We start from the raw sequence: 25,398 nt of genomic DNA, 5'->3' as shown, positions 1-25,398 counted from the left end.
CCCCCTGACGGCATCTTGGGTAGGGACTTCAGCCGCGTTCGGGGGCGCGCAGGCACAACAGCGCGAGCCCGACCCACCACACGGTCTGGACCAGCCCGACGGCGTTGTGGGCGAACGGCGTCACGACCAGGCCGACCGCACCGACGCCGACGCCGCACCAGCCGGCCCACCGGACCATCACCCGCTCACGGACCGCGGCCACCCCGAGCGCGAGGGCCATGGCGAGGCTGATCGCCACCTGCAGGACGTAGCCGTAGTTCCTGATGTCGTTGACCATCGCGATCGCGCGTACGTCGACGCCGTGGTGCGCCGCGTAGAGCGCGGCGGCACCCGGGGCGAACCCGACGGCGAGCGTCGCGGCGCTGTAGACGAGTCCCAGGCCGAGGAAGGTGTGGGCGGCCACGCGACCGCTCTCGGTCCGGCGGCCGAAGAGCCGTGCGAGGAGGACGAGCGCGGGGACGAGGACGACGAAGGCGAGCGCCTCGACGTACCCGCCGGCGTACACACGGGTGAGCGAGGCGCCGCCGTACGTCTTCTGGAGGTCGGAGAGCGAGGTGCTGTGGTCGACCGTCACCTCCTGGCTGAAGCCGGCGAACAGAAGGACGACGTGGGCGAGGGCGAGGCCGCCGGCCCAGCGCCACAGGCTCCTGGAGGCGGGCTCGGGCGCGGTGGCGGTGGACGGAGTGGTGAGTTGGACGGTCATGGTCTCCTCCTGGTGACGGCGGTGCTGGTGCGGTGCTCAGGAGGCGAGCCTGGCCGCCCTCGTGGGAAAGCGGATCGGGCTGCTTCCCGGACCGGCCGGGAGGATCTCCCGACCCTGCGGAGTGTCGGCGGGAGCGGGCAAGATGGTCCCCATGACCGACCTGTCCGAGGAGATGCCGGCCGCGGTGGCCGAGACGACCGTCGAGGTGGCCGGCGCGCCCGCGGAGGCGCGGCAGGAGCATCAGCAGCTGTCGGAGGAGATCGAGGAGGCGAGGTACCGCTACTACGTCCTCGACGACCCGACGCTCTCGGACGCCGACTACGACGTGAGGTGGCGCCGGCTGCTGGAGCTGGAGGGGCAGTTCCCGGAGCTGGTGACGCCGGACAGCCCGAGCCAGAAGGTCGGCGGGACGTTCTCCACCGAGTTCACGGCGGTCGACCACCTGCAGCGGATGGAGAGCCTGGACAACATCTTCTCCTTCGAGGAGCTGGAGGGGTGGTACGCCCGGCTGGCCCGCGACGGCGTCGAGAAGCCGGCGCTGCTGTGCGAGCTGAAGGTGGACGGGCTGGCGATCAACCTCCTCTACGAGCAGGGCCGTCTGGTCCGGGCGCTGACGCGCGGCGACGGCCGCACCGGCGAGGACGTCACGCCCAACGTGATGACGATCCGCTCCGTCCCGCACCGGCTGACCGGGACCAAGCGGTTCCCGGTGCCCGACCTGGTGGAGGTGCGCGGGGAGGTCTTCCTCTCGCCGGCGGCCTTCGAGCGGCTCAACGCCGCGCTGGTGGACGCCGGCAAGCCGATGTTCGCCAACCCGCGCAACTCCGCCGCCGGGTCGCTGCGCCAGAAGGACCCGCGGGTGACCGCCAGCCGGGAGCTGGGCATGGTCTGCCACGGGATCGGCGCCCGGCGGGGCTTCGAGCCGAAGGCGCAGTCTCAGGCCTACGACGCGCTCAAGGCGTGGGGGCTGCCGACCTCGGACCGGGTCCGGGTGGTGCCCGACCTGACGGCGGTCGAGGAGTTCATCGAGTTCTACGGCGAGCACCGCCACGACGTCACCGAGCACGAGATCGACGGGGTGGTGATCAAGGTCGACGACGTGAGCCTGCAGCGCCGGCTCGGGTCGACCAGCCGGGCGCCGCGGTGGGCGACGGCCTACAAGTACCCGCCGGAGGAGGTCAACACCAAGCTGATCTCGATCGAGGTCAACACCGGCCGCACCGGCCGGGTGACGCCGTTCGCGGTGATGGAGCCGACCAAGGTGGCCGGGTCCACCGTCGAGCGCGCGACCCTCCACAACGCCCACGAGGTCAAGCGCAAGGACGTCCGCCCGGGCGACACCGTCATCCTGCGCAAGGCCGGCGACGTGATCCCCGAGATCGTCGGGCCGGTCCTCGGGCTGCGCCCCGACGGGCTGGAGGAGTGGGTGATGCCCACGACCTGTCCCTCCTGCGGCACCGAGCTGGCCCAGGAGAAGGAGGGCGACAAGGACCTGCGCTGCCCCAACCACCGGTCCTGCCCGGCCCAGGTGCTGGAGCGGGTCTACCACGTGGCCAGCCGGGGCGCCTTCGACATCGAGGGCCTGGGCTCCGAGGCGGCGTACGCCCTGATCGAGGCCGGTGCGCTGGAGAACGAGGGCGACGTCTTCGCGCTCGACGAGGAGAAGCTGCTGCAGGCGCCGCTGTTCACCCGGGCGCCGAAGAAGGGCGAGGAGGGCCCGCAGCTGACGGCCAACGGCGCCAAGCTGCTCGCCAACCTCGAGGAGCGCAAGGACGTCCCGCTGTGGCGGGTGCTGGTCGCGCTCTCCATCCGCCACGTCGGCCCGACCGCCGCGCGTGCGCTGGCGGCCGAGTTCGGCTCCCTCGAGGCGATCGAGCAGGCGACCGAGGCGCAGATCGCCGACGCCGAGGGGGTCGGCCCGACGATCGCCGAGGCGGTCGTGGAGTGGTTCGACGTCGACTGGCACCAGGAGATCGTGCGCAAGTGGCGCGACGCCGGCGTACGCCTCGCGGACGAGCGCGACGAGTCCGCCCCGCGCACCCTCGAGGGGCTCACCGTCGTGGTCACCGGCTCGCTGGTCGGCTTCAGCCGCGACGAGGCCAAGGAGGCGATCATCAGTCGCGGCGGCAAGGCCGCAGGGTCGGTGTCGAAGAAGACCGACTACGTCGTCGTCGGCGACAACGCCGGCTCCAAGGCCGACAAGGCCGAGCAGCTCGGCGTCCCGATCCTCGACGAGGACGGCTTCGTCAAGCTCCTCGAGGGCGGACCCGACGCGCTCGGCTAGCGTCAGGTGTGTCGGCTGCCGCGATCAGCTGGGCGCGGAACCGACGTGAGCGCCCCGGACGCGGGCACCTAGGATGAACCCATGCCTGAGACCCTTGGATCGAGCCCGCGAGGGACGAGCGGCGTCGAGATCTCCCGCGACGAGGTGGCGCACCTGGCCGACCTCGCCCGGATCGACCTGAGCGACGCCGAGCTGGACCACCTCGCGCCCCAGCTGCAGGTGATCCTCGAGTCGGTCGCGTCCATCCAAGGGCTGGCCGGCGACGACGTACCGCCGACCTCGCACCCGTTCCCGCTGACCAACGTCTTCCGGGACGACGTCGTGGAGCCCTGCCTGAGCCCGGCCGAGGCGCTGTCGGGCGCTCCGGCGGTCGAGCAGCAGCGGTTCGTCGTCCCGCGGATCCTGGGGGACGAGCAGTGATCACGAAGACGGCCGCCGAGCTGGCCGACCTCCTCGCCGCCGGCGAGACCACCTCCGTCGAGCTGACCCGGGCCCACCTCGACCGGATCGCCGCGGTCGACGGCGACGTGCACGCCTTCCTCCACGTCGACACCGAGGGCGCGCTGGCGACGGCGCGCGAGTCCGACGAGCGGCGCGCGGCGGGCTCGCCGCTGCACGCCCTCGACGGCGTACCCATCGCGGTCAAGGACGTCCTCACCACGCGCGGGCTTCCCACCACCTGCGGCAGCCGGATCCTGGAGGGCTGGGTGCCGCCGTACGACGCCACGGTGGTCGCGAAGCTGAAGGCCGCCGGCCTCCCGATCCTCGGCAAGACCAACATGGACGAGTTCGCGATGGGCTCCTCCACCGAGCACTCCGCCTACGGCCCGACGCGCAACCCGTGGGACCTCGACCGGATCCCCGGCGGCTCGGGCGGCGGCTCCGCGGCCGCCGTCGCGGCCTACGAGGCGCCGCTGGCCATCGGCACCGACACGGGCGGCTCGATCCGCCAGCCGGGTGCGGTGACCGGCACCGTGGGCGTCAAGCCGACCTACGGCTCGGTGTCCCGCTACGGCCTCGTCGCGCTGGCCAACAGCCTCGACCAGGCCGGACCGGTGACCCGCACCGTCCTCGACGCGGCCCTGCTCCACGAGCTCATCGGCGGCCACGACCCCAAGGACTCCACCTCGGTCACCGACCCGGTGACCGGGCTCGTCGACGCCGCCCGCCGGGGTGCGTCGGGCGATCTGTCCGGCGTGAAGGTCGGCGTGATCACCGAGCTGGCGGGCGACGGCTGGCAGCCGGGTGTGACCGCACGCTTCCAGGAGTCGGTCGACCTGCTGGTCAAGATGGGTGCCGAGGTCGTCGAGGTCTCCTGCCCGACGTTCGTGCACGCGATGGCGGCGTACTACCTGATCCTTCCGGCCGAGGCGAGCTCCAACCTCGCGAAGTTCGACGCGATGCGCTACGGCCTGCGCGTCAGCCCGGGTCGGCCAGGAAGTTCAGCACAGCCGAGCGCCGAGGACGTCATGAAGGCCACCCGCGACGCCGGCTTCGGCGACGAGGTGAAGCGCCGCATCATCCTCGGGACCTACGCCCTCTCGTCGGGCTACTACGACGCCTACTACGGCCAGGCCCAGAAGATCCGCACGCTGATCATCCGCGACTTCGAGAAGGCGTACGAGCAGGTCGACGTCCTGGTCTCCCCGACGGCGCCGACGACGGCGTTCAGGCTGGGGGAGAAGCTCGACGACCCGCTCGCGATGTACCTCAACGACCTCGCGACCATCCCGGCCAACCTCGCTGGCGTCCCCGGCATCTCGGTGCCCTCGGGCCTCGCCGACGAGGACGGCCTGCCGGTCGGGCTGCAGATCCTCGCGCCCGCCCTGGCCGACGCCCGGCTCTACCGGGTCGGCGCGGCCGTCGAGGCAGCACTCACCGAGCAGTGGGGCGGTCCGCTGCTCTCCCAGGCCCCAGCTCTGTCGGAGGTGTCAGCATGACCGCGACGTTGGTCCCGTTCGAGCAGGTGCTGGAGACCTACGACCCGGCGATGGGCCTCGAGGTCCACGTCGAGCTCAACACCAACACCAAGATGTTCTGCGGCTGCCCGACGACGTTCGGCGCCGAGCCCAACACACAGGTCTGCCCGACCTGCCTCGGCCTGCCCGGGGCGATGCCGGTGGTCAACGGCAAGGCGGTGGAGTCGGCGATCCGGATCGGCCTGGCGCTCAACTGCCAGATCGCGGAGTGGTGCCGGTTCGCGCGGAAGAACTACTTCTACCCGGACATGCCGAAGAACTTCCAGACCAGCCAGTACGACGAGCCGATCTGCTTCGACGGCTGGACGGACGTCGAGGTCGACGGCGAGACCTTCCGGATCGAGATCGAGCGCGCCCACATGGAGGAGGACACCGGCAAGACCACGCACATCGGTGGCTCGACCGGCCGCATCCATGGCGCCGAGTACTCCCTGGTCGACTACAACCGTGCCGGCATCCCGCTGATCGAGATCGTCACCAAGCCGATCCTCGGCACCGGCGAGAAGGCGCCCCAGGTGGCGAGGGCGTACGTCGCCGCGCTCCGCGAGATGCTTCTCGCGCTCGGCGTCTCCGACGTACGCATGGACCAGGGCTCGATGCGCTGCGACGTCAACCTGTCGCTCGCAGCCGTTGGGTCCGGCGTGCTCGGGACGCGCACCGAGACGAAGAACGTCAACAGCCTGCGCTCGGTCGAGCGCGCGGTGCGCTTCGAGATGTCGCGTCAGGCGGGCGTGCTCGACTCCGGCGCGAAGGTGCTCCAGGAGACCCGCCACTTCCACGAGGACACCGGCACCACGTCGCCGGGCCGGGAGAAGTCGGACGCCGAGGACTACCGCTACTTCCCCGAGCCCGACCTCGTGCCCGTCGCGCCCTCGCGCGCGTGGGTGGAGGAGCTCCGCGCGACGCTGCCCGAACCGCCGAGCGTACGCCGCGCCCGGCTGCAGCAGGAGTGGGGCTTCTCCGACCTCGAGATGCGCGACGCCTGGGCCTCGGGCGCGCTGCCGCTCATCGAGCAGACCGTCGCGCACGGCGCCGCGCCGCAGGCGGCCCGGAAGTGGTGGCTGGGCGAGCTCGCCCGGACGGCCAACGAGACCGGCGCCGAGCTCGCAGAGCTGCCGGTCGGCCCGGCCGAGGTCGCCGAGGTCCAGAAGCTCGTCGAGGGCGGCACCCTCAACGACAAGCTGGCCCGGCAGGTCTTCGAGGGGATGCTCGCCGGCGAGGGGACGCCGGCCGAGGTGATCGAGAAGCGCGGCCTCGCGCTGGTCTCCGACGACGGCGCGCTCGGTGCCGCGGTCGACAACGCCATCGCCGCCAACCCCGACGTCGCCCAGAAGATCCGGGACGGCAAGGTCGCCGCGGCAGGCGCGCTCATCGGTGCGGTCATGAAGGAGATGCGCGGCCAGGCCGACGCGGCCCGCGTTCGCGAGCTCATCCTCGAGAAGCTCACCTGACGTGAGCTCGACCGACGGAGCCGACCGCTTCAGGATCGCATTGCTCATCGACGCCGACAACGCCGACGCCAAGAAGATCGACGCGGTCCTGAACGACCTGGCCGAGTACGGCGAGGTGACGATCAGGCGGGCGTACGCCAACTGGACCAAGCCCGGGCTCAAGTCCTGGATCGACGAGCTGCACGACGCGGCGATCCGGCCGATGCAGCAGTTCGACCTCACGACGCACAAGAACGCCTCGGACATGGCCCTGGCGATCGACGCGGTCGAGCTGCTCCACTCGGCGGTTCCGGACGCCTTCGCGGTCATGTCGAGCGACTCCGACTTCACCCCGCTCGTCCACTACCTGCGGGAGAAGGGGCGCGAGGTCTACGGCTACGGCCGGGAGAAGACGCCGTCGCCGTTCAAGAGCGCCTGCACCCGGTTCACGGTCGTCGAGAACCTCGGCGCGCCCGAGGAGCGGGAGGAGCCGAGCGCCCCGCGGCAGGCGCCGGCGCAGAAACTCAAGGGCGACGCCCGGCTGGTGCAGCTGCTCCGCAACGCGATCGCCGCCGCCGCCGACGAGGAGGGCTGGGCGCTGGTGAGCACCGTCGGGGCCCGCATCCGCAACCAGTCGTCGCAGGACCCGCGCAACTTCGGCTACGCCAGCTGGACCAAGCTGCTCAAGGCCATCGACCTGTTCGAGCTCAAGGACGAGGGCACCTCCTCGGTCGCCGTACGCGACAAGAGGGCGGGGAAGGGCTGAGCGCCGAGTCGGCGGAGGGGGCTCGGGCGGACTAGGCTGCGCGCGTACTCGGGACAACTCAACATCCACGCACGCCCGTGGCGGGGGAAGCCGGTCGAAGTCCGGCGCTGACCCGCAACCGTAGGTCCGCTGTCGCCGGCAGCGGGCGAGCCGGAGCACCTGCCGCGTCGCGCCTGACCACAGCGCTGCCGAGGTATGCAGCGGGTCGGCCCGCCTGAACCACGGAGCCCTCCCGCTGTGCAGCGGGAAGGACACCATGCAGACCACCATCCGCCGTTCGGCCACCGCTGCCTCGGCGGCCGCCGCCCTCATCTTCCTCGCCGGCGTCGCCGGGTGCGGCTCGGACGACGACGCCGGCGGCTCCGGCTCCTCGAGCGGCAGCAGCGCGCCGGCGTACGACACCGGGGCGCAGACCAGGGCGGCCGACTGGCTCGCCGGCCAGCTGGACGACGGCGTCGCCCGCAACCGGCAGTACAAGTACGACGACTACAGCCTCACCGCCGACATCGCGTTCGGCCTCGACACGCTCGACAGCCACGACCAGGACGTCGACGCCGCCGCGACGGCGGTCGCCGATCACCTGAAGACGTACGTCGCGCCCGGCTACGGCACTCTCACCTCGGCCGGCTCGGCGGCCAAGGCGCTCGTGCTGGAGGAGGAGGCCGACGCCGACACCGCCGGGCTGGTCAAGACGGTCAGCGGCACGGTGACGACCGGCGGGCCGAGCAAGGGCCGGATCGCCGACGTACTCGACCCCAAGAGCAAGAAGGCGGTCGACTACGCGAACACGATCGGGCAGAGCTACGCCGTCGAGGGGCTGGCGGAGGCGGAGAGCCCGCTCGCCGAGAGCGTGACCGCGTTCCTGCTGGAGCAGCAGTGCTCCGACGGCTGGTTCCGGGTCACCTTCACCGCCGATCCGAAGGCGAAGGACCAGAGCTGCGACGGCGACCCGAAGGCGACCCCCGACGTCGACGCGACCGCCTTCGCGGCGCTCGCCCTGGAGTCGCTCGACGACCCCTCTGCGGACGCGAAGGCGGCGCTGGCAAAGGCGGTCGCCTGGCTGGAGTCGCAGCAGGCGGCCGACGGCTCGTACACCTCCGCCAGCCCGAAGGTCGCCAACGCCAACAGCACGGGGATGGCGGGCTGGGCGCTCGGCGAGGCCGGCGAGACCGACCCTGCGGGCAGGGCGGCGACCTGGGTCGCGAAGCACCAGGTCGGGTGCGGCCCGGCCGCCGGCGCCATCGCGTACGACGACACCGGGCTGGCCCAGCTGCGCAACAAGGGGATCACCGTGGCGACCGAGGGTCAGGTCCGGCTCGCGACCGCCCAGGCACTCCCCGTGCTGCAGTGGCTCCCCGCCGGCGCAGCCGCGGAGGAGAGCTGCTGACGTGGCGCTCGTCCGGCTCGCCTTCCTCGTCCTGGTCCCAGTCCTGGCCCTCGTGGCCGGGGCCGGGCAGGCCGTCGCACCGGCGTATGCCGTGGCGGGCGCGGGCGCGCCTGCTGCCCGGCAGGCCGGCTGCTCCGGCGGCCACGGCGTCGCGGTGGTCGTCGAGCCGAACGCGCTCGGGGGCGAGCCCGAGATGTCCTGCGACGAGGACGGAGGCGGCCGGACCGCCGACCGGATCTTCGCGGACGCCGGCCACACGCTGACGGCGGTCCGGACCGCCCCGGACTTCGTCTGCCGGGTCGACGGACGGCCCGCCGACGCGTCGTGCGCCCAGGTGCCGCCGGCCGACGCCTACTGGTCGCTGTGGTGGACCGACGGCAGCTCGCCGTGGGTCTACTCCTCGCTCGCCGCGGGCGGGCTCGAGGTGCCGGACGGGGGAGCGGTGGCGTTCACCTGGGTCCAGGGCGCAAGCAAGGGGACCCCGGCGACGGGCGTCGCGGCGGCGGTGGGGGACGCCGCGGCTCCGTCGGCCGGCTCGGTCTCGACAGGCTCGACCACCGGTTCGGACGGCTCGAGCACCGACGCCCGGTCGGAGACCGACGACAGCTCGGGCGGTGGGGGGCTTCCCGGCTGGGTGGCGCCGGTCGTCGTACTCGTCGTCCTCGGCGGTGCGGTCGCGGTGGGCCGTAGGCGGCGGTCGTGAGCGTCGCGACGAGCGCCCGGGCGGTGATGCGGGCACGGGTGAGCAGCGGCGCCAGGCTGCCGCGCGACCTCCACCCGGTCGCGTGGTGGGTGTGGGGGATCGGACTGGCGGCGTACGCGTCCAGCACGACGAATCCCTGGCTCCTGGTCCTCCTCGTCGCCGTCGCCGTGCTCGTGGTCCTCGCCCGCCGCTCGGACCAGCCGTGGGCGCGGGTGTTCCGGCTCTACCTGGCGGTCGGGGCGTTCATCGTCGTCGTACGCGTGCTCTTCCGGATCCTCCTCGGCGGCGTGCCCGGCCACGTGCTGGTCGACCTGCCGACCGTGCCGCTGCCCGACTGGGTTCTCGGCATCCGGCTGCTCGGGCCGGTGACGCGGGAGGGCCTGCTGGCGGGCCTGTACGACGGGCTCAGGCTGGCCGCGATCGTGGTCTGCCTCGGCGCGGTCAACGCGCTCGCCAACCCGAAGCGGCTGCTGCGGTCGATGCCGCCCGCGCTGTACGAGGTGGGCACCGCTCTCGTCGTCGCCGTCACCGTCCTCCCGCAGCTCGCCGACTCCGCCCGCCGGGTGCGGGCCGCGCAGGCGCTGCGCGCCGGGATCGAGCCCACGGGGTGGGGCAGGCGGGTCGGCCGGCTGCGCCGGTTCGTCGTGCCGGTCCTCGAGGACGCGCTCGAGCGCTCGCTGTCGCTGGCGGCGGGGATGGACACCCGCGGCTATGGCCGGGCCGGGCGGCTCAGTCCCGCGCAACGGAGGCTCACCTCGGCGGCGATACTGGTCGGTCTGGTCGGGCTCGGTGTCGGGGCGTACGCCGTCCTCGACCCCACGGCGCCGCGCTGGCTCGTCGCGCCGATGGTGGTCGGCGGGCTCGCCGCCGCCGCGCTCGGCCTCGTGCTGGCCGGCCGGCGGGTGGAGCGGACGGTCTACCGCCCGGACCCGTGGCGCTGGCCGGAGCTGGCCGTCGTGGCGACCGGGGTCGCGGTCGGCGTCGCCGGCTGGTGGGTCGGCCACCACGACGTACCCGTCGCCTACCCCGACGTCTCCGCGAGCCCGACCGTAAGCGCCGTGGCGCTCGCCGGCGTACTCCTCGGGCTGGTGCCTGCCGTGGCCGCCCCGGTGCCTGTCTCGATGGCCGTCGGCGAGCAGGAGGCGGTCGCGTGATCGAGCTGCAGGACATCACCTTCCGCCACGAGGACACCCCCGACGGTCCGGCCGCACCCGTGCTCGACGGCGTCAGCCTCACGATCGAGGAGGGCGAGCTGCTCCTCGTCTCCGGGCCGACCGGGTCGGGCAAGTCGACGCTGCTGGGCGTGCTCTCCGGGCTGGTGCCGCGGTTCACCGGCGGCACGCTCGCCGGTGACCTGCTGCTCGACGGCGTCTCGATCGTGCGTACGCCGCCGCGGGAGCGCGCCGCCGACATCGGGTACGTCGGCCAGGACCCGGCCGCGGGCTTCGTCACCGACACGGTGGAGGAGGAGCTCGCGTACGGGATGGAGCAGCTCGGGCTGCCGCCGGCCACCATGCGGCGCCGGGTGGAGGAGACTCTCGACCTGCTCGGGATCGCCGACCTCCGCCACCGTGCGCTGCGCAGCCTGTCGGGCGGGCAGCAGCAGCGGGTCGCGATCGGCTCGGTGCTCACCATGCACCCGCGGGTTCTCGTCCTCGACGAGCCGACCTCGGCCCTCGACCCCACCGCCGCCGAGGACGTGCTCGCCACCATCACGCGGCTCGTCCACGACCTCGGCACCTCGGTCGTGCTCGCCGAGCACCGGCTGGAGCGCGTCGTGCCCTTCGCCGACCGGATGGCGCTGCTGCCGGGCGACGGCCGGGTGCTCGTGGGAGAGCCCGCCGACCTGCTGCGCACCTCGCCCGTCGTACCTCCCCTCATGGAGCTCGGCCGCGCTCTCGGCTGGGACCCGCTCCCGCTCACCGTCCGCGACGCGCGCCGGCGGGCGCGGGGGGTGGCGCTGCCGGAGCCGGGGAGCCGGGTTTCCCCGGCCGGCCGGGGAAACCCGAGGTTGTCGGCTGTTCAGACACCCCACAACATCGGAATTTCCCTGACAACCTCCGGCCTCAGCGTGATCCTCGGCAAGACGATCGCGCTCAAGGAGGTGGACCTGACCCTCGCCGCGGGGCGCGTGACGGCGCTGATGGGTCGCAACGGGTCGGGGAAGTCGACGCTGCTGTGGACGCTGCAGGGCACCCGGCGGCGTACGGCGGGCTCGGTCGACGTCGCGGGGAGCGACCCGGCCAGGCTCGACGCCGCCGGTCGGCGAGCGCTCGTCGGGCTGCTGCCTCAGACCGCGGCCGACCTGCTCTACCTCGAGACCGTCGACGACGAGTGCGCCTCCGGCGGCCCGCGCACCCGCGAGATCCTCGACCGGCTGGTGCCCGGTCTGCCCGGCGAGCGGCACCCGCGGGACCTGTCGGAGGGCCAGCGGCTCGCCCTGGCGCTGGCGCTGGTGCTGGCGGCTGACCCGCCCGTCGTACTCCTCGACGAGCCCACCCGCGGTCTCGACTACGCCGCGAAGGCTGCCCTCGGCACCATCCTGCGCGACCTCGCCCGGGCCGGTCGGGCCGTCATGGTGGCGACCCACGACGTCGAGTTCACCGCGCAGGTGGCCGACGACGTCGTCGTCCTGGCCGAGGGCGAGGTGGTCTCCGCCGGAGATGTACGCCGGGTGGTCGCCGAGTCGCCTGCCTTCGCGCCCCAGGTGAGCAAGGTCCTCGGTCCCGGCTGGGTCCGGGTCGAGGACGTGACCGCCGCCCTGGCGACCCGGGGCGGTCGGGCGGCAGAGGAGAGCGGCCGGTGAGCGGCGTACGCGTCTCCTCGTGGTCGGCGGCGATCCTCGCGGCCGCCTCCGCCGGCGGCCTGCTCATGCTGATGTGGCCCCTGCTGGTCGGCGGTGACCGGGTCCAGCCGCCGTTCCTGTTCCTCGCCCTGATGCCCGTCATGATCGCTGTCACCCTGGCGGAGCTCGCCCAGGGCGGTCTCGACCCGCGCGTGCTGGCGATCCTCGGGGTGCTGAGCGCGATCGAGGCGGTCCTGCGCGGACTCTCGGCGGGGACGGCGGGGGTGGAGCTGGTCTTCTTCCTGCTGGTGCTGGCCGGCCGGGTGTTCGGGCCCGGCTTCGGGTTCGTGCTGGGCTGCACCTCGTTGTTCGCCTCCGCGCTGACGACGGCCGGGGTGGGGCCGTGGCTGCCGTACCAGATGCTTGTCGCCGGCTGGGTCGGCCTCGGGGCGGGCCTGCTGCCGCGCCGCGTCACCGGTCGCTGGGAGATCGCCCTGCTCGCGGCGTACGGCGTGCTGGCGTCCTACGTCTACGGGCTGCTGCTCAACCTCCAGGGCTGGCCGCTGCTCACCGGGGTGGCGGTGCCGGGCCACACGGGCAACCTCTCCTTCGACCCGTCCGCGTCGGTGGGGGAGAACCTCGCGACCTTCCTGCGCTACACGCTGCTGACCTCGACGACCAGCTGGGACACCGGCCGCGCCGTCACGACCGCGATCGCCACCTGCGTCCTCGGCCCGGCCGTGCTCACGACGCTGCGCCGCGCCGCGCGACGGGCCACCGTGACCGGCCGGGTGGCGACGAGCGCCCCTCAGTAGCCGCCCGGCCGCCCCTCAGTAGCGGACGGGCCGCCCGGCGTCGACGCGGCGCAGGAAGTCGAGGAGCAGCTGGTGGACCAGCTCGGGCTGCTCCATCTGCACGAAGTGGCTGCCGCGGAGCTCGACGTACGTGCCGTCGGGGACGCGCTCGGCGGCGGTGGCCATGTGGCGGGCGCCGGCGAGGATGTCCCAGCTGCCGGCGACGAAGACGACGGGAACCTTGATCCGGCGCAGCGAGACCCGGCCGTGCTCGGAGGTGCGGAGGGCGAGGTGGAAGTACCAGTCGACCGGCGTGGAGAGGAACTCCTCCAGCGCCAGGGCCGCCAGCTCGCGGTCGGGCACCTTGAAGAGCAGCCCGGTGTGGCTGAGGACGTCGATGACCCGGGGGCTGACCTCGACCCGCGATGCGAGCGGGGTCAGGAGGCGCCCGGTCGCCTTGAGCCAGCGCGACGCCGTCACGGTGATCGCGCGCGCCGCCGGGCGCGGGAGGCGGAGCGGCCCGAGCATGGTCGAGAAGGTGTCGCCGGGCACGCCGGCGACGGCGAACAGCCCAGCGACCCGCTCGGGGTGCTCGGCGGCGAGCTCGAACATGGTGTTGACGCCGACCGACCAGCCCATCACGACCGGCCGGTCGAGCCCGAAGTGGTCCATGACCGACAGCGCGTCCTCGACGAACTGGGTGACCCCCACCTTCTTCTGGTCGAGCGGGCGGTCCGAGCCCGAGGTGCCCCGGTGGTGCCACGAGACCACGCGTACGCCGCAGTCGGTGTGGAGGAGGGCGGGCCAGTTCCACGGGGAGGTGCCGAGCCCGTTGCAGAGCAGGACGGTGGGGCCGTCGACGACGCCGTCGGGGTCGTTGGTCCAGGCGCGCAGCAGCGTGCCGTCGTCAGATAGCACGTCGCGGAACTCGACGGTCGACTCGACGACGGCGCGCGGAAGGGTCACGCGGTGATTCTGCCCGACGTCAGGTCGTCGAGGTACCTGTCGACCTCCTCGCGCTCGGCCCGGCGGGCCGCGAGGGCGGTGTTGGCAACAAGGGCGTTGCGGCGCGAACGGGCCTGGGAGGCCACGGGCCAGCTGAGGATGGATCGGACGGGGTGCAGGGGAAGGAGGGCGAGCACGACGACTCCAGGCGGGGGCGAAGACGTGCGACCCAGGCTAGGTCGCAGGCCCGGGCGGACGGGTCACGCAAAGGTGAGATCTGTGTGAACCTCTCCTCACGCGCGCGGTCGTTCGGCCCGGGACCGAGGTCCCGGTCGCCCGGTCAGACGACCGCCGGTGCCGGCGACGAGCGCGTCGCGCCGACGCTCGCGACGACGACGCACACGATCGCGAGCCACTGCAGCAGGCTCAGGGTCTCGCCGACCACGAGGAGCCCGGCCAGCGCCGCGGCGGCGGGCTCGAGCGACATCAGGATCCCGAACACCGCCGAGGACAGGCTGCGCAGCGCCACCAGCTCGCAGCTGTACGGCACGACCGAGCTGAGCACGCCCACCAGCGCCCCGAGCAGCCAGACCCGCGGCGAGTCCAGCCCGTCGGCGTACGCCAGCGCGACCGGGGCGAGCCCCACCGCCGCGATGGTGGAGGCCACCGCCAGGCCGTCGATGCCGGCCCAGCGGGCGCCGGTCGCCTGGCTCAACAGGATGTACGCCGCCCAGGCCGTCCCCGCCAGCAGGGCGAACCCGACCCCGGCCCAGGTGACGGTGCCCGGCTCGATACCGAGGAAGACCACGCCGCAGGCGGCCAGCAGGACCCAGAGCAGGTCGCGCGGGCGCCGCGAGCCGAGCACAGCGAGCGCGAGCGGCCCGACGAACTCGAGGGTCACGGCGATCCCGAGCGGGATCCGGGAGAACGCCTGGTAGATCGACCAGTTCATCAGTCCCAGGGCCGCTCCGAAGCCGACGACGACCTGCCAGTCCCGGCGCGAGCGGCCGCGCAGCCGCGGCCGGGCCCACGCCAGCAGGACCACGGCGGAGGTGAGCAGCCGCAGCCAGACCACGGTGGTCGGCGAGGCGACGTCGAAGAGGTCCTTGGCGACGGCGGCCCCGAACTGCACCGACAGGATGCCCACCATCACCAGCAGCACCGGAGATCTGAGGTAGCCGGGTACTGGCAGGACGGCGGTCACGGGGTCAGGGTAGGGACCATGGCGACAGTGCTCATGGTCGGGACCCGCAAAGGGCTGTGGGTCGGCCGCTCCGACGACGCGCGTGAGACCTGGGAGTTCACCGGGCCGCACTTCGACCTCCAAGAGGTCTACTCCTGCATGGTCGACACCCGCGGCGGAACGCCCCGGCTCTACGCCGGCGCGACCAGCATGTGGATCGGCCCGCAGGTCCACATCTCCGACGACCTCGGCGAGACCTGGAAGGAGGCGGCGCAGCCCCCGCGCTTCCCGGACGACGTCGACGCGAGCGTCGAGCGGATCTGGGCGCTGGCGCCCGGCGCCGAGCCCGGCACCGTGTGGGCCGGCACCGAGCCCGGCGCGGTCTTCACCTCGTACGACGGCGGGGAGACCTTCGGGCTCCAGCGATCACTGTGGGACCACCCGCACCGGCCCGAGTGGAATGCCGGCTTCGGCGGGCAGGCCTTCCACACCCTGCTGCCCCACCCCACCGACCCGGAGGAGGCGCTGGTCGCGATCTCGACCGGCGGCGTCTACGCCACGACCGACGGCGGCGCCAGCTGGGCGCCCCGCAACCGGGGGATCAAGGTGGTCTTCGCCCCCGACGGGCAGGAGTACCCCGAGTTCGGCCAGTGCGTCCACAAGATGGCGCGGCACCCCTCCCGCCCCGAGCGGATCTACCTGCAGAACCACGGCGGCGTCTACCGCAGCGACGACGCCGGTGGCTCGTGGACCTCGATCGCCGACGGGCTGCCCTCCGACTTCGGCTTCCCGATGGTCGTCCACCCGCACGAGCCGGACACCGTCTTCGTCTTCCCGCTCGACGACCGGCGCTGCCCGCCGGACGGGAAGGCGCTGGTCTGGCGCTCGACCGACGCGGGCGAGACCTGGCAGCCGTACGGCGCCGGCCTGCCCGATCCGTGCTACGTCGCGGTGCTGCGCGACGCGATGACCACCGACGACCACGGACCCGAGGTGGGCGCCGGGCTGTACGCCGGGTTCCGCAACGGCGAGGTGCTCGTCTCCACCGACGCAGGCGGGAGTTGGCGGGTCGCCGCCGAGAACCTCCCCGACGTCGTCTGCGTGCGCGCCGGCGCGGTCTGAGCGCAGGTCTGAGCGCGGTCTGGGTCGGTCAGCGCTCGCCGGCCGGCAGGTGGCCGTTCTCCGGGACCGGTCCGGAGGTCTCCTCGGTGCGGGTCGGCGGCTCCGGCCCGATCGAGGGGACGGTGCCGGTGTGGGCGTGCGCCTCCTCGTAGTCCTCCGGCTCGATCGCGGCGGGCACCGACGAGGTGATCGTGCTGCCGTCGGGACGGGTGCCGCCGACGAGCGGCTTCTCGCCCAGCTGGCCGTCGATCCGCGGCCCCTGGTCGGGGAGCGGGACGAGCAGTGGCGAGCCCTTGGAGACGGAGTACGTCGTGCCGCGCACCGTCAGCGGGACGTCGGGCTGCATCCCCTCCGTCTCGACGGTGAAGCGCGCCTCGTCCTCGGTGATCTCCACCTTGATCCGCGACCCCCGCCAGGCGACCCGGAAGGAGAGGCACTCCCACGGCTCGGGCAGCCGCGGGTCGAAGCGGAGACCGTCGGCATGGTCGCGCAGCCCGCCGAAGCCGTACGCCAGCGTGCTCCACACGCCGCCGGTCGAGGCGATGTGCATGCCGTCGACGGTGTTGCCGTGGAGGTTGTCGAGGTCGACGTACAGCGCATCGTGGAAGTAGCGCAGCGCCACCTCGTGGTAGCCCACCTCGGCGGCGATGATCGACTGCACGACGGCCGACAGCGTGGAGTCGCCGGTGGTGATCGGGTCGTAGTACTCGAAGTCGGCGCGCTTCTCCTCGAGCGTGAACCGGTCGCCCTGCAAGAAGAGCGCGAGCACGACGTCGGCCTGCTTGAGCACCTGGAACCGGTAGATCACCAGCGGGTGGTAGTGCAGCAGCAGGGGGCGCAGCTCCGCGGGCGTCTTGGAGAGGTCCCACACCTCGCGGGAGAGGAACAGGTCGTCCTGCGGGTGGATGCCGAGACCCTCGTCGAACGGGATGTACATCCCCTCGGCGCAGCGCTTCCACTCCTCGACCTCGTCGTCGGTGAGCTGGAGCCGGCCCGCCACGAGCTCGTACTCGTGCGGGTGGTCCTTCCTGATCCGGTGGACCGCCTGGGCTGCCTTCTCGAGGTTGTAGCGGGCCATCACGTTGGTGAACAGGTTGTTGTTGACCACCGTGGTGTACTCGTCCGGCCCGGTCACGCCGTGGATGTGGAACGAGGGCGTGCCGTTGTGGCGCCAGAAGCCGAGGTCGGCCCACATCCGGGCACACTCCACCAGGATGTCGATGCCCTCGCGCATGAGGAAGCCCATGTCGCCGGCGGCGTAGACGTACTTCATCAGGGCGTAGGAGATGTCCGCGTCGATGTGCATCTGCGCGGTGCCGGCGGCGTAGTACGCCGAGGCCTCCTCGCCGTTGATGGTCCGCCACGGGTACATCGCGCCGTTCTGCGCCATCTGGGCCGCGCGGCGCCGGGCGGAGGGCAGCATCACGGACCGGAAGTGGAGCACGTTGCGCGCGATCTCGGGCTGGGTGTGGCACAGGAACGGGACGACGTAGATCTCGGTGTCCCAGAAGTAGTGGCCCTCGTAGCCCGACCCGGTGACGCCCTTGGCGGGGACGCCGAGCCCGTCGGTGCGGGCGGTGGCCTGGGCCAGGGAGAAGAGGTTGAACCGCACCGCCTGCTGGACGGCCTGGATCTCCCGGCCCGGTCCGGAGATCTCGACGTCGGCGCGGTCCCAGAAGTCGGCGTACCACGCCTTCTGGTCTTCGAGGAAGTGGTCGAGGCCGAGCCGGGCGGCGCGGTCGAGGGTGCGGTCGCAGCGGTCGGACAGCTCCCGGACGGGGACGCCGCGGGAGGAGTGGTAGGAGACGACCTTCTCCAGCCGCAGCGTGTTGCCCTCGGTCGCGTCGGCCCGGAAGACGACCTTGGTGAGGTCCTCCTCGGAGCGCAGCACCGTCTCGACCGGGTCGGGGGTCTCGATCCGGTGGTCCGCGGCCACGGCGATCGTCATCCCGGACCGGGCGCACTGGTAGCCGAGCAGCATCCGCTCCTCGGTGCAGTAGCTCATCCGCGGCAGCAGCACGCGGTCCTCGAACGCCGAGGCCTTCCGCGGGTCGGCGCCGTGGCCGAGCGCATCGGAGGCGACGTGGTACTCGTCCTTGCCGTCCTGCCGGTTGAGCAGCTGGGAGGAGATCACGACCGGCGCGCTGCCGGTCAGCATGGTCACCTCGAGCGTCATCAGGGCGAGGTGGCGCTGGGTCATCGACACCATCCGCGTCGAGCGGATGCAGACCCGCTTGCCGGACGGCGTACGCCACACCAGGCTGCGGCGCAGCACGCCGTCACGGAAGTCGAGCACCCGCTCGTAGTCCTCGAGGTCGGCGGTGCCGAAGGTCAGCGGCTCGTCGTCGACGTAGATCTTCATGACCTTGGCGTCGGGGACGTTGACGATGGTCTGGCCCGTCTCCGCGAAGCCGTACGCCGCCTCCGCGTGCCGGATCGGCCAGGTCTCGTGAAAGCCGTTGAGGAACGTCCCGTGGGCGTACGCCGGCCGGCCCTCCTCGGGGTTGGCCCGCATGCCGAGGTAGCCGTTGGCCACGGAGAAGAGGGTCTCGGTCAGGCCGAGGTCCTCGGGGGAGTAGCTGCGCTCGACCAGGCGCCACGGGTCGACGGGGAACCGGGCGCGGTCGAGGGGATCGGGACCCACACCGCTCTTCACTGCGTACCCCCCTGCGGGACGAGCTCCGCCAGATCACTGACGACCAGGTCGGCGCCCGCCTCCGCGAGGGCGTCGTGGCCGGCACCGCGGTCGACGCCGACGACCAGCCCGAAGGCGCCGGCCGCGCCGGCCTTGACGCCGGACACGGCGTCCTCGAGCACGACCGCGTCGGCGGCCGCCGCGCCGAGCTCGACGGCCGCGAACAGGAACGTGTCGGGCCGCGGCTTGCCCGGCAGGTTGTGCTCGGCGGCCACGGCGCCGCTCACGACCACGCCGAAGCGGTCGAGCAGCCCGGCCGACTCCAGCACCGACGGCGCGTTGACCGAGGAGGAGACGACGGCGAGGGGGGTGCCGAGCGTGGCGAGGTAGTCGAGGAACTGGACCGAGCCCGGGTAGGCCTCGACGCCGTCGCGGGCGAGGACGGCGTTGAAGGCGTCGTTCTTCCGGTTGCCGAGACCGCAGACGGTCTCCGCCGTCGGCGGGTCGGCCGGCGTCCCCTCCGGCAGCGTGATGCCGCGGGACGCGAGGAAGTCGCGAACCCCGTCGTAGCGGGGCTTGCCGTCGACGTGGGCGAAGTAGTCCTCGTCGGTGTAGGGCGCCGCGTCGGGCGCCTTCTCCTGGAGGAAGGCGTTGAACATCTCCGCCCACGCGCGCATGTGGACGACCGCCGTCGGCGTGACCACGCCGTCGAGGTCGAACAGCACGGCGGCGTACTTCTCCCACGTCACGTCAGTCACCTGGGTGGTGTCCATGTGGCAAGGCTAGGACCTTTCACCACGAGATGGATGAACCGGAGGTGACGGTCACGTCGTACACAGCCTGCGACGGGCTCCGCGACGCCGTCCCTGAGACCGGCGCCGCCGGCGTAGTCCGACCGGATTAACCTGTGCGTCATGACCGATGCCTCATCTCCCGACGCCGGGACCCCCGACATCAAGCCACGCTCCCGAGTCGTCACCGACGGCCTCGAGGCGACCGCCGCGCGCGGGATGCTGCGGGCGGTAGGGCTCGGGGACGAGGACTTCGCCAAGCCGCAGATCGGGGTCGCCTCGTCGTGGAACGAGATCACCCCCTGCAACCTCTCCCTCGACCGGCTGGCCAAGGCGGTCAAGAACGGCGTGCACGCCGCCGGGGGCTACCCGCTCGAGTTCGGCACCATCTCCGTCTCGGACGGCATCTCGATGGGCCACGAGGGGATGCACTTCTCGCTGGTCTCGCGCGAGGTGATCGCGGACTCGGTCGAGACCGTCATGAACGCCGAGCGCCTCGACGGCTCGGTGCTGCTCGCCGGCTGCGACAAGTCGCTGCCCGGCATGCTGATGGCCGCCGCCCGCCTCGACCTCGCCGCGGTCTTCCTGTACGCCGGCAGCACCATGCCCGGACAGGTCGACGGCAAGGACGTCACGATCATCGACGCCTTCGAGGCCGTCGGCGCCTGCTTCGCCGGCCGGATGAGCCGTGACCAGGTGGCCCGGATCGAGAAGGCCATCTGCCCGGGCGAGGGCGCCTGTGGCGGCATGTACACCGCCAACACGATGGCCTCGGTCGCAGAGGCGCTCGGCATGTCGCTGCCGGGCTCTGCGGCGCCGCCCGCCGTCGACCGGCGACGCGACGGCTTCGCCCACCGCTCGGGGGAGGCGGTCGTCAACCTGCTGCGCAAGGGCATCACCGCGCGGCAGATCATGACCAAGGAGGCGTTCGAGAACGCCATCACCGTCGTGATGGCGCTCGGCGGCTCCACCAACGCGGTGCTCCACCTGCTCGCGATCGCGAACGAGGCCGAGGTCGACCTGACCCTCGACGACTTCAACCGGATCGGCGAGAAGGTGCCCCACCTCGGTGACCTCAAGCCGTTCGGCCGCTACGTCATGAACGACGTCGACAAGGTCGGCGGCATCCCGGTGGTGATGAAGGCGCTGCTCGACGCCGGGCTCCTCCACGGCGAGGCGCTGACCGTCACCGGGAAGACGATGGCCGAGAACCTCGAGGAGCTCGCCCCCGCCCCGATCGACGGCGACGTCATCCGCACCATGGACAAGCCGATCCACAAGACCGGTGGCCTCACCATCCTCAAGGGCACGCTCGCCCCGGAGGGCGCGGTCGTGAAGACCGCCGGCTTCGACGACACGGTCTTCCGCGGCACCGCCCGGGTCTTCGACGGCGAGCGCGCCGCCATGGACGCGCTCGAGGCGGGCGGCATCAAGCCCGGCGACGTGGTGGTGATCCGCTACGAGGGTCCGAAGGGCGGCCCGGGGATGCGGGAGATGCTCGCCATCACCGGCGCGATCAAGGGAGCCGGCCTCGGCAAGGACGTCCTGCTCATCACCGACGGCCGGTTCTCCGGCGGCACGACCGGACTCTGTGTGGGCCACATCGCGCCCGAGGCGGTCGACGCCGGCCCGATCGCGTTCGTGCAGGACGGCGACACCATCGTCCTCGACGTGCTCAACAAGATCCTCGACGTCGAGGTGGAGCCCGACGAGCTCGAGCGCCGCCAGGTCGGCTGGGAGCCGCTCCCTGCCAGGTACGCCCGCGGCGTCCTCGGGAAGTACGCCAAAACGGTGAAGTCGGCGGCTGTGGGCGCTGTCACGAGCTGACCGCCTCCGGCGCGACCGGCGCCGGATCGCCCTGCCCGCTCTGAGAGGATCACGGCGATGTCCGCCCTGGTCTCCCGCCTCGTCACGATCGGGCCGCACGCGGGGTCCCACCGGATCGCCGTCCGCGCGACGGTCTCGATCACGGTGCCGCTGCTCGTGCTGCTCGCGGCCGACCATCTGTCCTGGTCGATCTATGCCGCATTCGGCGCGTTCACGTCGCTCTACGGCCGGGAGAGGGCCGGTCTCCACCGGATGAGGCTCCAGCTGACCGTCGGCGCCGTCCAGACGGCGATGGTGACGCTCGGGGTCCTCGTCGGGCTCTCCGGTCAGCGGGCGTGGCTGTCGGTGCCGCTCGCGGCGATGGTCGCCGTCGGGGCCTCCGCGCTGTCCGCGCGACAGGGCTGGCACCCGCCCGGCTCGCTCTTCCAGGTCTTCGGGTTCGCCGCGGTCGCCTCGATCCCGGCGGAGCCGGGCGACGTCCCGCGCGCCCTCGCCGTCTCGGCGGCCTCGGCGCTCTTCGCCGTCGCCGTCGGCAATGTCGGCTCGCTGTGGCGCCGTGTACGCCGGCCCGGTCCGGCCGTGCTCCCCGACCGGCCGATCGGCGGCGCTGTCGAGGGCGTGTGGCGCTACGCGCTGCAGTCCGGCGTCGGGGTCGGGCTGGCGGGAGCGCTCGCGACCGGCTCCGGGATCGGCCGGCCGTACTGGGCGATGGTCTCCGCCGTCGTACCCCTCGCGGCGCGGGCCCTCCCCGTCCAACTCGTCCGTGGCCTCCACCGCGTCGTCGGCACCGCGCTCGGCCTCGCCCTGGCCTGGGTGATCCTGGAGCTCGGCCTCGAGGGCATCGCCGTCGTGGTCGTCGTCGCCGCCATGCAGGCGGGCGCGGAGCTCCTCGTCGGTCGCAACTACGCGCTCGCGCTGGTCTTCGTGACCCCGCTCGCGCTGCTCATGGTCCACCTGGTGGCGCCGGTCCCCACCGGGGAGCTCCTCGCCGACCGGGGGCTCGAGACGCTCATGGGCGTCGTCGTCGGCCTGGTCGTGGGCTACGTGAGCCGACCGGGTGAGCGCGTCCGGTCGTACGCCGGTTAGCGTCACGGCCGTGCCCGAGATCGACGACCACGGCCAGGCCGTCGGCGACGTCGTCGCCGGCTGGGAGGAGCGCCCGCGGCCCGAGCCGGTGACCCTCGAGGGGCGCTACGTGCGGGTGGAGCCGCTGAGCTCGGCGGCGTACGCCGATCTCTACGCGGCCACCTGCGGTCCCGACGACGGCCGGCTGTGGACCTATCGCACGATCGGGCGGCCGGGCTCGCTGGCGGAGCTGTGGATGCACCTCGCCGGCGTCGTCGACACCCCGGACACGCTCACGTTCGCGCTGGTGCCGACCGAGGGGGAGCGGGCCGGCCTCGCCACCGGCATCGCGGCGTACGCCGCCGTGGTGCCCGCCCACGGGTCCATCGAGATCGGCGGGGTGCTGTTCGGCCGCACCCTCCAGCGGACCCGGGCGGCCACCGAGGCGCTCCACCTGCTGATGCGGCACGCGCTCGACACGCTCGGCTACCGTCGGCTGGAGTGGAAGTGCGACAGCCTCAACGAGCCGTCGCGACGGGCGGCGGCGCGGCTCGGCTTCACCTACGAGGGGCGCTTCCGCCACCACCTCGTCGTGAAGGGCCGCAACCGCGACACCGACTGGTTCTCGGTGACGGCGGAGGAGTGGCCCGTCGTACGCGCCGCCCACGAGCGCTGGCTCGACCCCGGCAGCTTCGACGCCGACGGTCGCCAGCTGACCAGCCTGCGGGTCAGGTCTTGACCCAGACGTCGATCAGGTCCTGGAGCCCCTCGGGGAGGAGCGGCACGTCGAGGAGCCCGGTCACCGGCCGCCACTCGACGTAGCGGTCCTTGTCGAGGTCGCGGAAGGGCCGGCCCTCGTCCGGGATCGCCTCCTGCTCGGCCAGCCGACCGGCGTACACGAAGACGATCTCGTGCCCGCTCTCGCCCTCGATGGTGAAGAGGCTCTCGAGCACGCCGAGCAGCACCGGCTCCACGAAGGTGGCCCCGAGCTCCTCGGCCACCTCGCGTACGACGGCCTCCGAGCTGTGCTCCCCGTGCTTGACCGACCCGCCGAGCGGCCGGTGGAACACCGGGTTCTCCGCCGTCGCCATGCGCGCGACGGCGTGCCTCTCCGCGGTCCTGTCGAGGATGACAGCGAACGCCTTGACCCGGATGCGGCGTCGGTCGACCGGCTTGTAGGGGAGGATCACCTTACGCAGCGTATCCGGGTGAGCGCCCCGAGGGACCCCCGCGCGGCGAAAGTGAAGGCCGCCGGCGCGGGGGGCCGCCCGTCATCGGGTCCGCTCAGTGGGTGCCGCCGAGCGCGGCTGCCTCCTCGACCGACTCCTCCTCGGCCTCGGCGATGTGACGCTCGATCTGCTCCCTCGACAGCGCGTTGCGCACGCCGAGGTAGTAGATGACGACCGAGAACGCCACGAGGATGATGATCGACGTCCAGAAGCCGACCCAGCCCTGGCCGCCGTCGAAGTCGCCGACGTACGACATGATCGCGAGGCCGGCGAGCCACGGGATCACCCAGACGGCGCCCGACGGCAGCTCGAGCGGAGGAGTCTCCGCGGAGATGAGCTCGTGGATCGCGAACAGGGCGTAGCCGAGCAGGATCGCGACGAACAGCTTCCAGTCGGTGTTCCAGCCGGTCCAGTAGATGATCAGGTTGCTGGAGGCGAACCCGAGGATCGGGATCAGGTCGCCGCCCGGCACGCGGAAGGGCCGCTCGTGCTCGGGGATCCGGCGGCGCAGCGCGCCGACGGCGAGCGGTCCGGGGCCGAAGGAGAGCACCGTCGCCGAGGTGATGAACCCGACCAGTTGCTGCCAGCTCGGGAACGGCAGGAACGCGATGATGCCCACGATGAACGCCACGACGAGGCTGACCCACGGCGCGCCGCTCAGCGTCGTCCTCGTGAGGGCGCGCGGGGCGTTGCCGTTGCGGCCCATGGCGTACGACATCCGCGCCGTGGTCGTCGTGTAGATGAGGCCGGTGTCGCCGGGGGAGATGATCGCGTCGATGTAGAGCAGCACGGCCAGCCAGCCGAGGCCGATGGCGCTCGCGACCGAGGCCAGCGGCCCGGCGGAGTTCGTGAGCACGTTGCCGACGTTGTCCCAGCCGTTCTGGGCGAGCTTGCCCGGGTCGAGGGCCACCAGGAAGGCGATCTGCAGGCCGACGTACAGGATGCCCGTCACGAGGATCGAGCCGAGGACGGCCATCGGGATGTCCCGCTTGGGCTTGGCGCCCTCACCGGCGAGCTCGATGGCCTGCCGGAAGCCGAGGAAGGAGAACACGATCCCCGAGGTGGCGACGGCGCTGAAGACGCCCTGGGCGCCGTGGGTGAAGAAGCCCTCGCTGTGGAGGTTGCTGCCGTGGAAGGAGGTGAACAGGAACGCCAGGATGACCAGGACGATCATCACCAGCTTCCACGACACCAGCACGTTGTTGATCCGGGCGAACCACGAGATGCCGATGTAGTTGATGACGACGAAGACCGCCATCAGCACGATCGCGACGACGAAGCCGAGCGGGGTCAGCGTGTGCACCGTGCCGCCCTTGTGGGCCTCGGTGAAGTCGGCGTACCGCGTGGCGTACTGCAGCGCCCCCTCGACCTCGATCGGCGCGGTGGTCGACGCGGCCACCCAGGTGGACCAGCCGGCCGTGTAGCTCGCGAACGAGCCGAAGGCGAGGTGCGGGAACCTCACCACGCCGCCCGCGATCGGGAACATGGACCCCAGCTCCGCGAAGACGAGGCCGATGAACGAGACCATCACGCCGCCGACGATCCAGGACAGGATCGCCGACGGGCCGGTCGTGGCCGCGGCGTTGAGGGCCCCGAAGAGCCATCCGGAGCCGATGATCGAGCCGACGCTCGCGAAGAGCAGGCCGACGATGCCGAGATTTCGCTTGAGCTCGGTGTTCGAGGGCGACGAGCCTTCCGCCGCCGGGGTCGATAAAGGTGATGTGGACATGTAACCTCCGAGTCGGATGGTCAACGACCATACGGGAGCCT

General features: G+C 72.4%; 22 protein-coding genes. 14 read left to right on the top strand and 8 right to left on the bottom strand.

Annotation, left to right across the window (positions count from 1 at the left end):
- Positions 1–28 precede the first annotated feature (28 nt).
- Complete coding sequence (locus ABLE53_RS03115; protein ID WP_348857148.1) at positions 29–703, bottom strand: DUF4386 family protein; 675 nt, start codon at positions 701–703, stop codon at positions 29–31.
- Positions 704–875: 172 nt separating this feature from the next.
- On the opposite strand from ABLE53_RS03115, the gene ligA reads away from it, so the two are divergent.
- The 10 genes from ligA (at position 876) to ABLE53_RS03065 (ending at position 12,852) form a co-directional block, all read left to right on the top strand.
- Positions 876–2,987, top strand: a complete 2,112-nt coding sequence (gene ligA, locus ABLE53_RS03110; protein WP_348857760.1) for an NAD-dependent DNA ligase LigA — start codon at positions 876–878, stop codon at positions 2,985–2,987.
- 81 nt (positions 2,988–3,068) lie between these two features.
- Entirely contained in the window at positions 3,069–3,407 is a 339-nt protein-coding gene (gene gatC, locus ABLE53_RS03105) for an Asp-tRNA(Asn)/Glu-tRNA(Gln) amidotransferase subunit GatC (protein ID WP_348857147.1), read from the top strand.
- Positions 3,404–4,927 carry an Asp-tRNA(Asn)/Glu-tRNA(Gln) amidotransferase subunit GatA gene (gene gatA / locus ABLE53_RS03100; RefSeq protein WP_348857146.1) on the top strand — a complete coding sequence of 508 codons (1,524 nt, stop codon included), beginning with the start codon at positions 3,404–3,406 and terminating at the stop codon, positions 4,925–4,927. The genes gatC and gatA overlap by 4 nt, the downstream gene beginning before the upstream one ends.
- Positions 4,924–6,417, top strand: coding sequence for an Asp-tRNA(Asn)/Glu-tRNA(Gln) amidotransferase subunit GatB (gatB, locus tag ABLE53_RS03095; protein ID WP_348857145.1), 1,494 nt, complete (start codon positions 4,924–4,926; stop codon positions 6,415–6,417). Before gatA ends, gatB begins: the two co-directional genes overlap by 4 nt.
- A 1-nt stretch (position 6,418) precedes the next feature.
- Positions 6,419–7,162 carry an NYN domain-containing protein gene (locus ABLE53_RS03090; RefSeq protein WP_348857143.1) on the top strand — a complete coding sequence of 248 codons (744 nt, stop codon included), beginning with the start codon at positions 6,419–6,421 and terminating at the stop codon, positions 7,160–7,162.
- Positions 7,163–7,418: 256 nt separating this feature from the next.
- The gene (locus ABLE53_RS03085) at positions 7,419–8,549 is read left to right on the top strand and encodes a prenyltransferase/squalene oxidase repeat-containing protein (protein ID WP_348857142.1); all 1,131 of its coding nucleotides are present in this window, start codon (positions 7,419–7,421) and stop codon (positions 8,547–8,549) included.
- 1 nt (position 8,550) lies between these two features.
- Positions 8,551–9,252, top strand: coding sequence for an immunoglobulin domain-containing protein (locus ABLE53_RS03080; protein WP_348857141.1), 702 nt, complete (start codon positions 8,551–8,553; stop codon positions 9,250–9,252).
- Positions 9,249–10,406 (top strand): energy-coupling factor transporter transmembrane component T family protein, encoded by a 1,158-nt coding sequence (locus ABLE53_RS03075; protein ID WP_348857140.1) that lies wholly within the window; start codon positions 9,249–9,251, stop codon positions 10,404–10,406. The genes ABLE53_RS03080 and ABLE53_RS03075 overlap by 4 nt, the downstream gene beginning before the upstream one ends.
- A complete protein-coding gene (locus tag ABLE53_RS03070) occupies positions 10,403–12,058 on the top strand; it encodes an ABC transporter ATP-binding protein (RefSeq protein ID WP_348857139.1) in 1,656 nt (551 codons plus the stop codon). Before ABLE53_RS03075 ends, ABLE53_RS03070 begins: the two co-directional genes overlap by 4 nt.
- Entirely contained in the window at positions 12,055–12,852 is a 798-nt protein-coding gene (locus ABLE53_RS03065) for an ECF transporter S component (RefSeq protein WP_348857137.1), read from the top strand. The genes ABLE53_RS03070 and ABLE53_RS03065 overlap by 4 nt, the downstream gene beginning before the upstream one ends.
- Before the next feature lie 15 nt (positions 12,853–12,867).
- Here the strand turns inward: ABLE53_RS03065 and ABLE53_RS03060 are convergent, their stop codons facing one another.
- The 3 genes from ABLE53_RS03060 to ABLE53_RS03050 form a co-directional block, all read right to left on the bottom strand.
- A complete protein-coding gene (locus ABLE53_RS03060) occupies positions 12,868–13,797 on the bottom strand; it encodes an alpha/beta fold hydrolase (RefSeq protein WP_348857136.1) in 930 nt (309 codons plus the stop codon).
- Positions 13,794–13,922 (bottom strand): hypothetical protein, encoded by a 129-nt coding sequence (locus ABLE53_RS03055; protein ID WP_348857135.1) that lies wholly within the window; start codon positions 13,920–13,922, stop codon positions 13,794–13,796. The genes ABLE53_RS03060 and ABLE53_RS03055 overlap by 4 nt, the downstream gene beginning before the upstream one ends.
- A gap of 194 nt (positions 13,923–14,116) precedes the next feature.
- Complete coding sequence (locus ABLE53_RS03050) at positions 14,117–14,980, bottom strand: EamA family transporter (RefSeq protein ID WP_348857133.1); 864 nt, start codon at positions 14,978–14,980, stop codon at positions 14,117–14,119.
- Between the two features lie 18 nt (positions 14,981–14,998).
- On the opposite strand from ABLE53_RS03050, the gene ABLE53_RS03045 reads away from it, so the two are divergent.
- Positions 14,999–16,081 (top strand): WD40/YVTN/BNR-like repeat-containing protein, encoded by a 1,083-nt coding sequence (locus tag ABLE53_RS03045; protein WP_348857132.1) that lies wholly within the window; start codon positions 14,999–15,001, stop codon positions 16,079–16,081.
- A gap of 28 nt (positions 16,082–16,109) precedes the next feature.
- Here the strand turns inward: ABLE53_RS03045 and ABLE53_RS03040 are convergent, their stop codons facing one another.
- Both ABLE53_RS03040 and ABLE53_RS03035 read right to left on the bottom strand, forming a co-directional pair.
- A complete protein-coding gene (locus ABLE53_RS03040) occupies positions 16,110–18,725 on the bottom strand; it encodes a glycoside hydrolase family 65 protein (RefSeq protein ID WP_348857130.1) in 2,616 nt (871 codons plus the stop codon).
- 8 nt (positions 18,726–18,733) lie between these two features.
- Positions 18,734–19,489 (bottom strand): HAD family hydrolase, encoded by a 756-nt coding sequence (locus ABLE53_RS03035; RefSeq protein WP_348857129.1) that lies wholly within the window; start codon positions 19,487–19,489, stop codon positions 18,734–18,736.
- A 141-nt stretch (positions 19,490–19,630) separates the two neighbouring features.
- Here ABLE53_RS03035 and ilvD point away from each other — a divergent pair, with 141 nt between their 5' ends.
- The 3 genes from ilvD to ABLE53_RS03020 are packed head-to-tail and all read left to right on the top strand — an operon-like array spanning position 19,631 to position 23,138.
- Positions 19,631–21,334: a dihydroxy-acid dehydratase gene (ilvD, locus tag ABLE53_RS03030; RefSeq protein WP_348857128.1), complete on the top strand. Its 1,704-nt coding sequence runs from the start codon at positions 19,631–19,633 to the stop codon at positions 21,332–21,334.
- Positions 21,335–21,391: 57 nt separating this feature from the next.
- On the top strand, positions 21,392–22,420 hold the full coding sequence (locus tag ABLE53_RS03025) for an FUSC family protein (RefSeq protein WP_348857127.1): 1,029 nt from the start codon (positions 21,392–21,394) through the stop codon (positions 22,418–22,420).
- 10 nt (positions 22,421–22,430) lie between these two features.
- On the top strand, positions 22,431–23,138 hold the full coding sequence (locus ABLE53_RS03020; RefSeq protein ID WP_348857126.1) for a GNAT family N-acetyltransferase: 708 nt from the start codon (positions 22,431–22,433) through the stop codon (positions 23,136–23,138).
- On the opposite strand, the gene ABLE53_RS03015 is transcribed toward ABLE53_RS03020, so the two are convergent.
- Positions 23,128–23,589: an NUDIX hydrolase gene (locus tag ABLE53_RS03015; RefSeq protein WP_348857124.1), complete on the bottom strand. Its 462-nt coding sequence runs from the start codon at positions 23,587–23,589 to the stop codon at positions 23,128–23,130. The two genes, ABLE53_RS03020 and ABLE53_RS03015, sit on opposite strands and share 11 nt — an antisense overlap.
- Before the next feature lie 94 nt (positions 23,590–23,683).
- Positions 23,684–25,357, bottom strand: coding sequence for an APC family permease (locus ABLE53_RS03010; protein WP_348857123.1), 1,674 nt, complete (start codon positions 25,355–25,357; stop codon positions 23,684–23,686).
- Positions 25,358–25,398 lie beyond the last annotated feature (41 nt).

The organism is Nocardioides asiaticus, from assembly GCF_040049175.1.
Lineage (GTDB): Bacteria > Actinomycetota > Actinomycetes > Propionibacteriales > Nocardioidaceae > Nocardioides > Nocardioides cheoyonin.
This window is presented reverse-complemented; position numbering and strand designations above follow the sequence as displayed.

Coding starts and splice junctions, on each gene's coding strand:
- gatB (WP_348857145.1), top strand. CDS start 4,924: ATGACCGCGACGTTGGTCCCGTTCGAGCAGGTGCTGGAGACCTACGAC.
- ABLE53_RS03045 (WP_348857132.1), top strand. CDS start 14,999: ATGGCGACAGTGCTCATGGTCGGGACCCGCAAAGGGCTGTGGGTCGGC.
- ilvD (WP_348857128.1), top strand. CDS start 19,631: ATGACCGATGCCTCATCTCCCGACGCCGGGACCCCCGACATCAAGCCA.
- ABLE53_RS03025 (WP_348857127.1), top strand. CDS start 21,392: ATGTCCGCCCTGGTCTCCCGCCTCGTCACGATCGGGCCGCACGCGGGG.
- ABLE53_RS03085 (WP_348857142.1), top strand. CDS start 7,419: ATGCAGACCACCATCCGCCGTTCGGCCACCGCTGCCTCGGCGGCCGCC.
- ABLE53_RS03035 (WP_348857129.1), bottom strand. CDS start 19,489: ATGGACACCACCCAGGTGACTGACGTGACGTGGGAGAAGTACGCCGCC.
- ABLE53_RS03010 (WP_348857123.1), bottom strand. CDS start 25,357: ATGTCCACATCACCTTTATCGACCCCGGCGGCGGAAGGCTCGTCGCCC.
- ligA (WP_348857760.1), top strand. CDS start 876: ATGCCGGCCGCGGTGGCCGAGACGACCGTCGAGGTGGCCGGCGCGCCC.
- gatC (WP_348857147.1), top strand. CDS start 3,069: ATGCCTGAGACCCTTGGATCGAGCCCGCGAGGGACGAGCGGCGTCGAG.
- ABLE53_RS03115 (WP_348857148.1), bottom strand. CDS start 703: ATGACCGTCCAACTCACCACTCCGTCCACCGCCACCGCGCCCGAGCCC.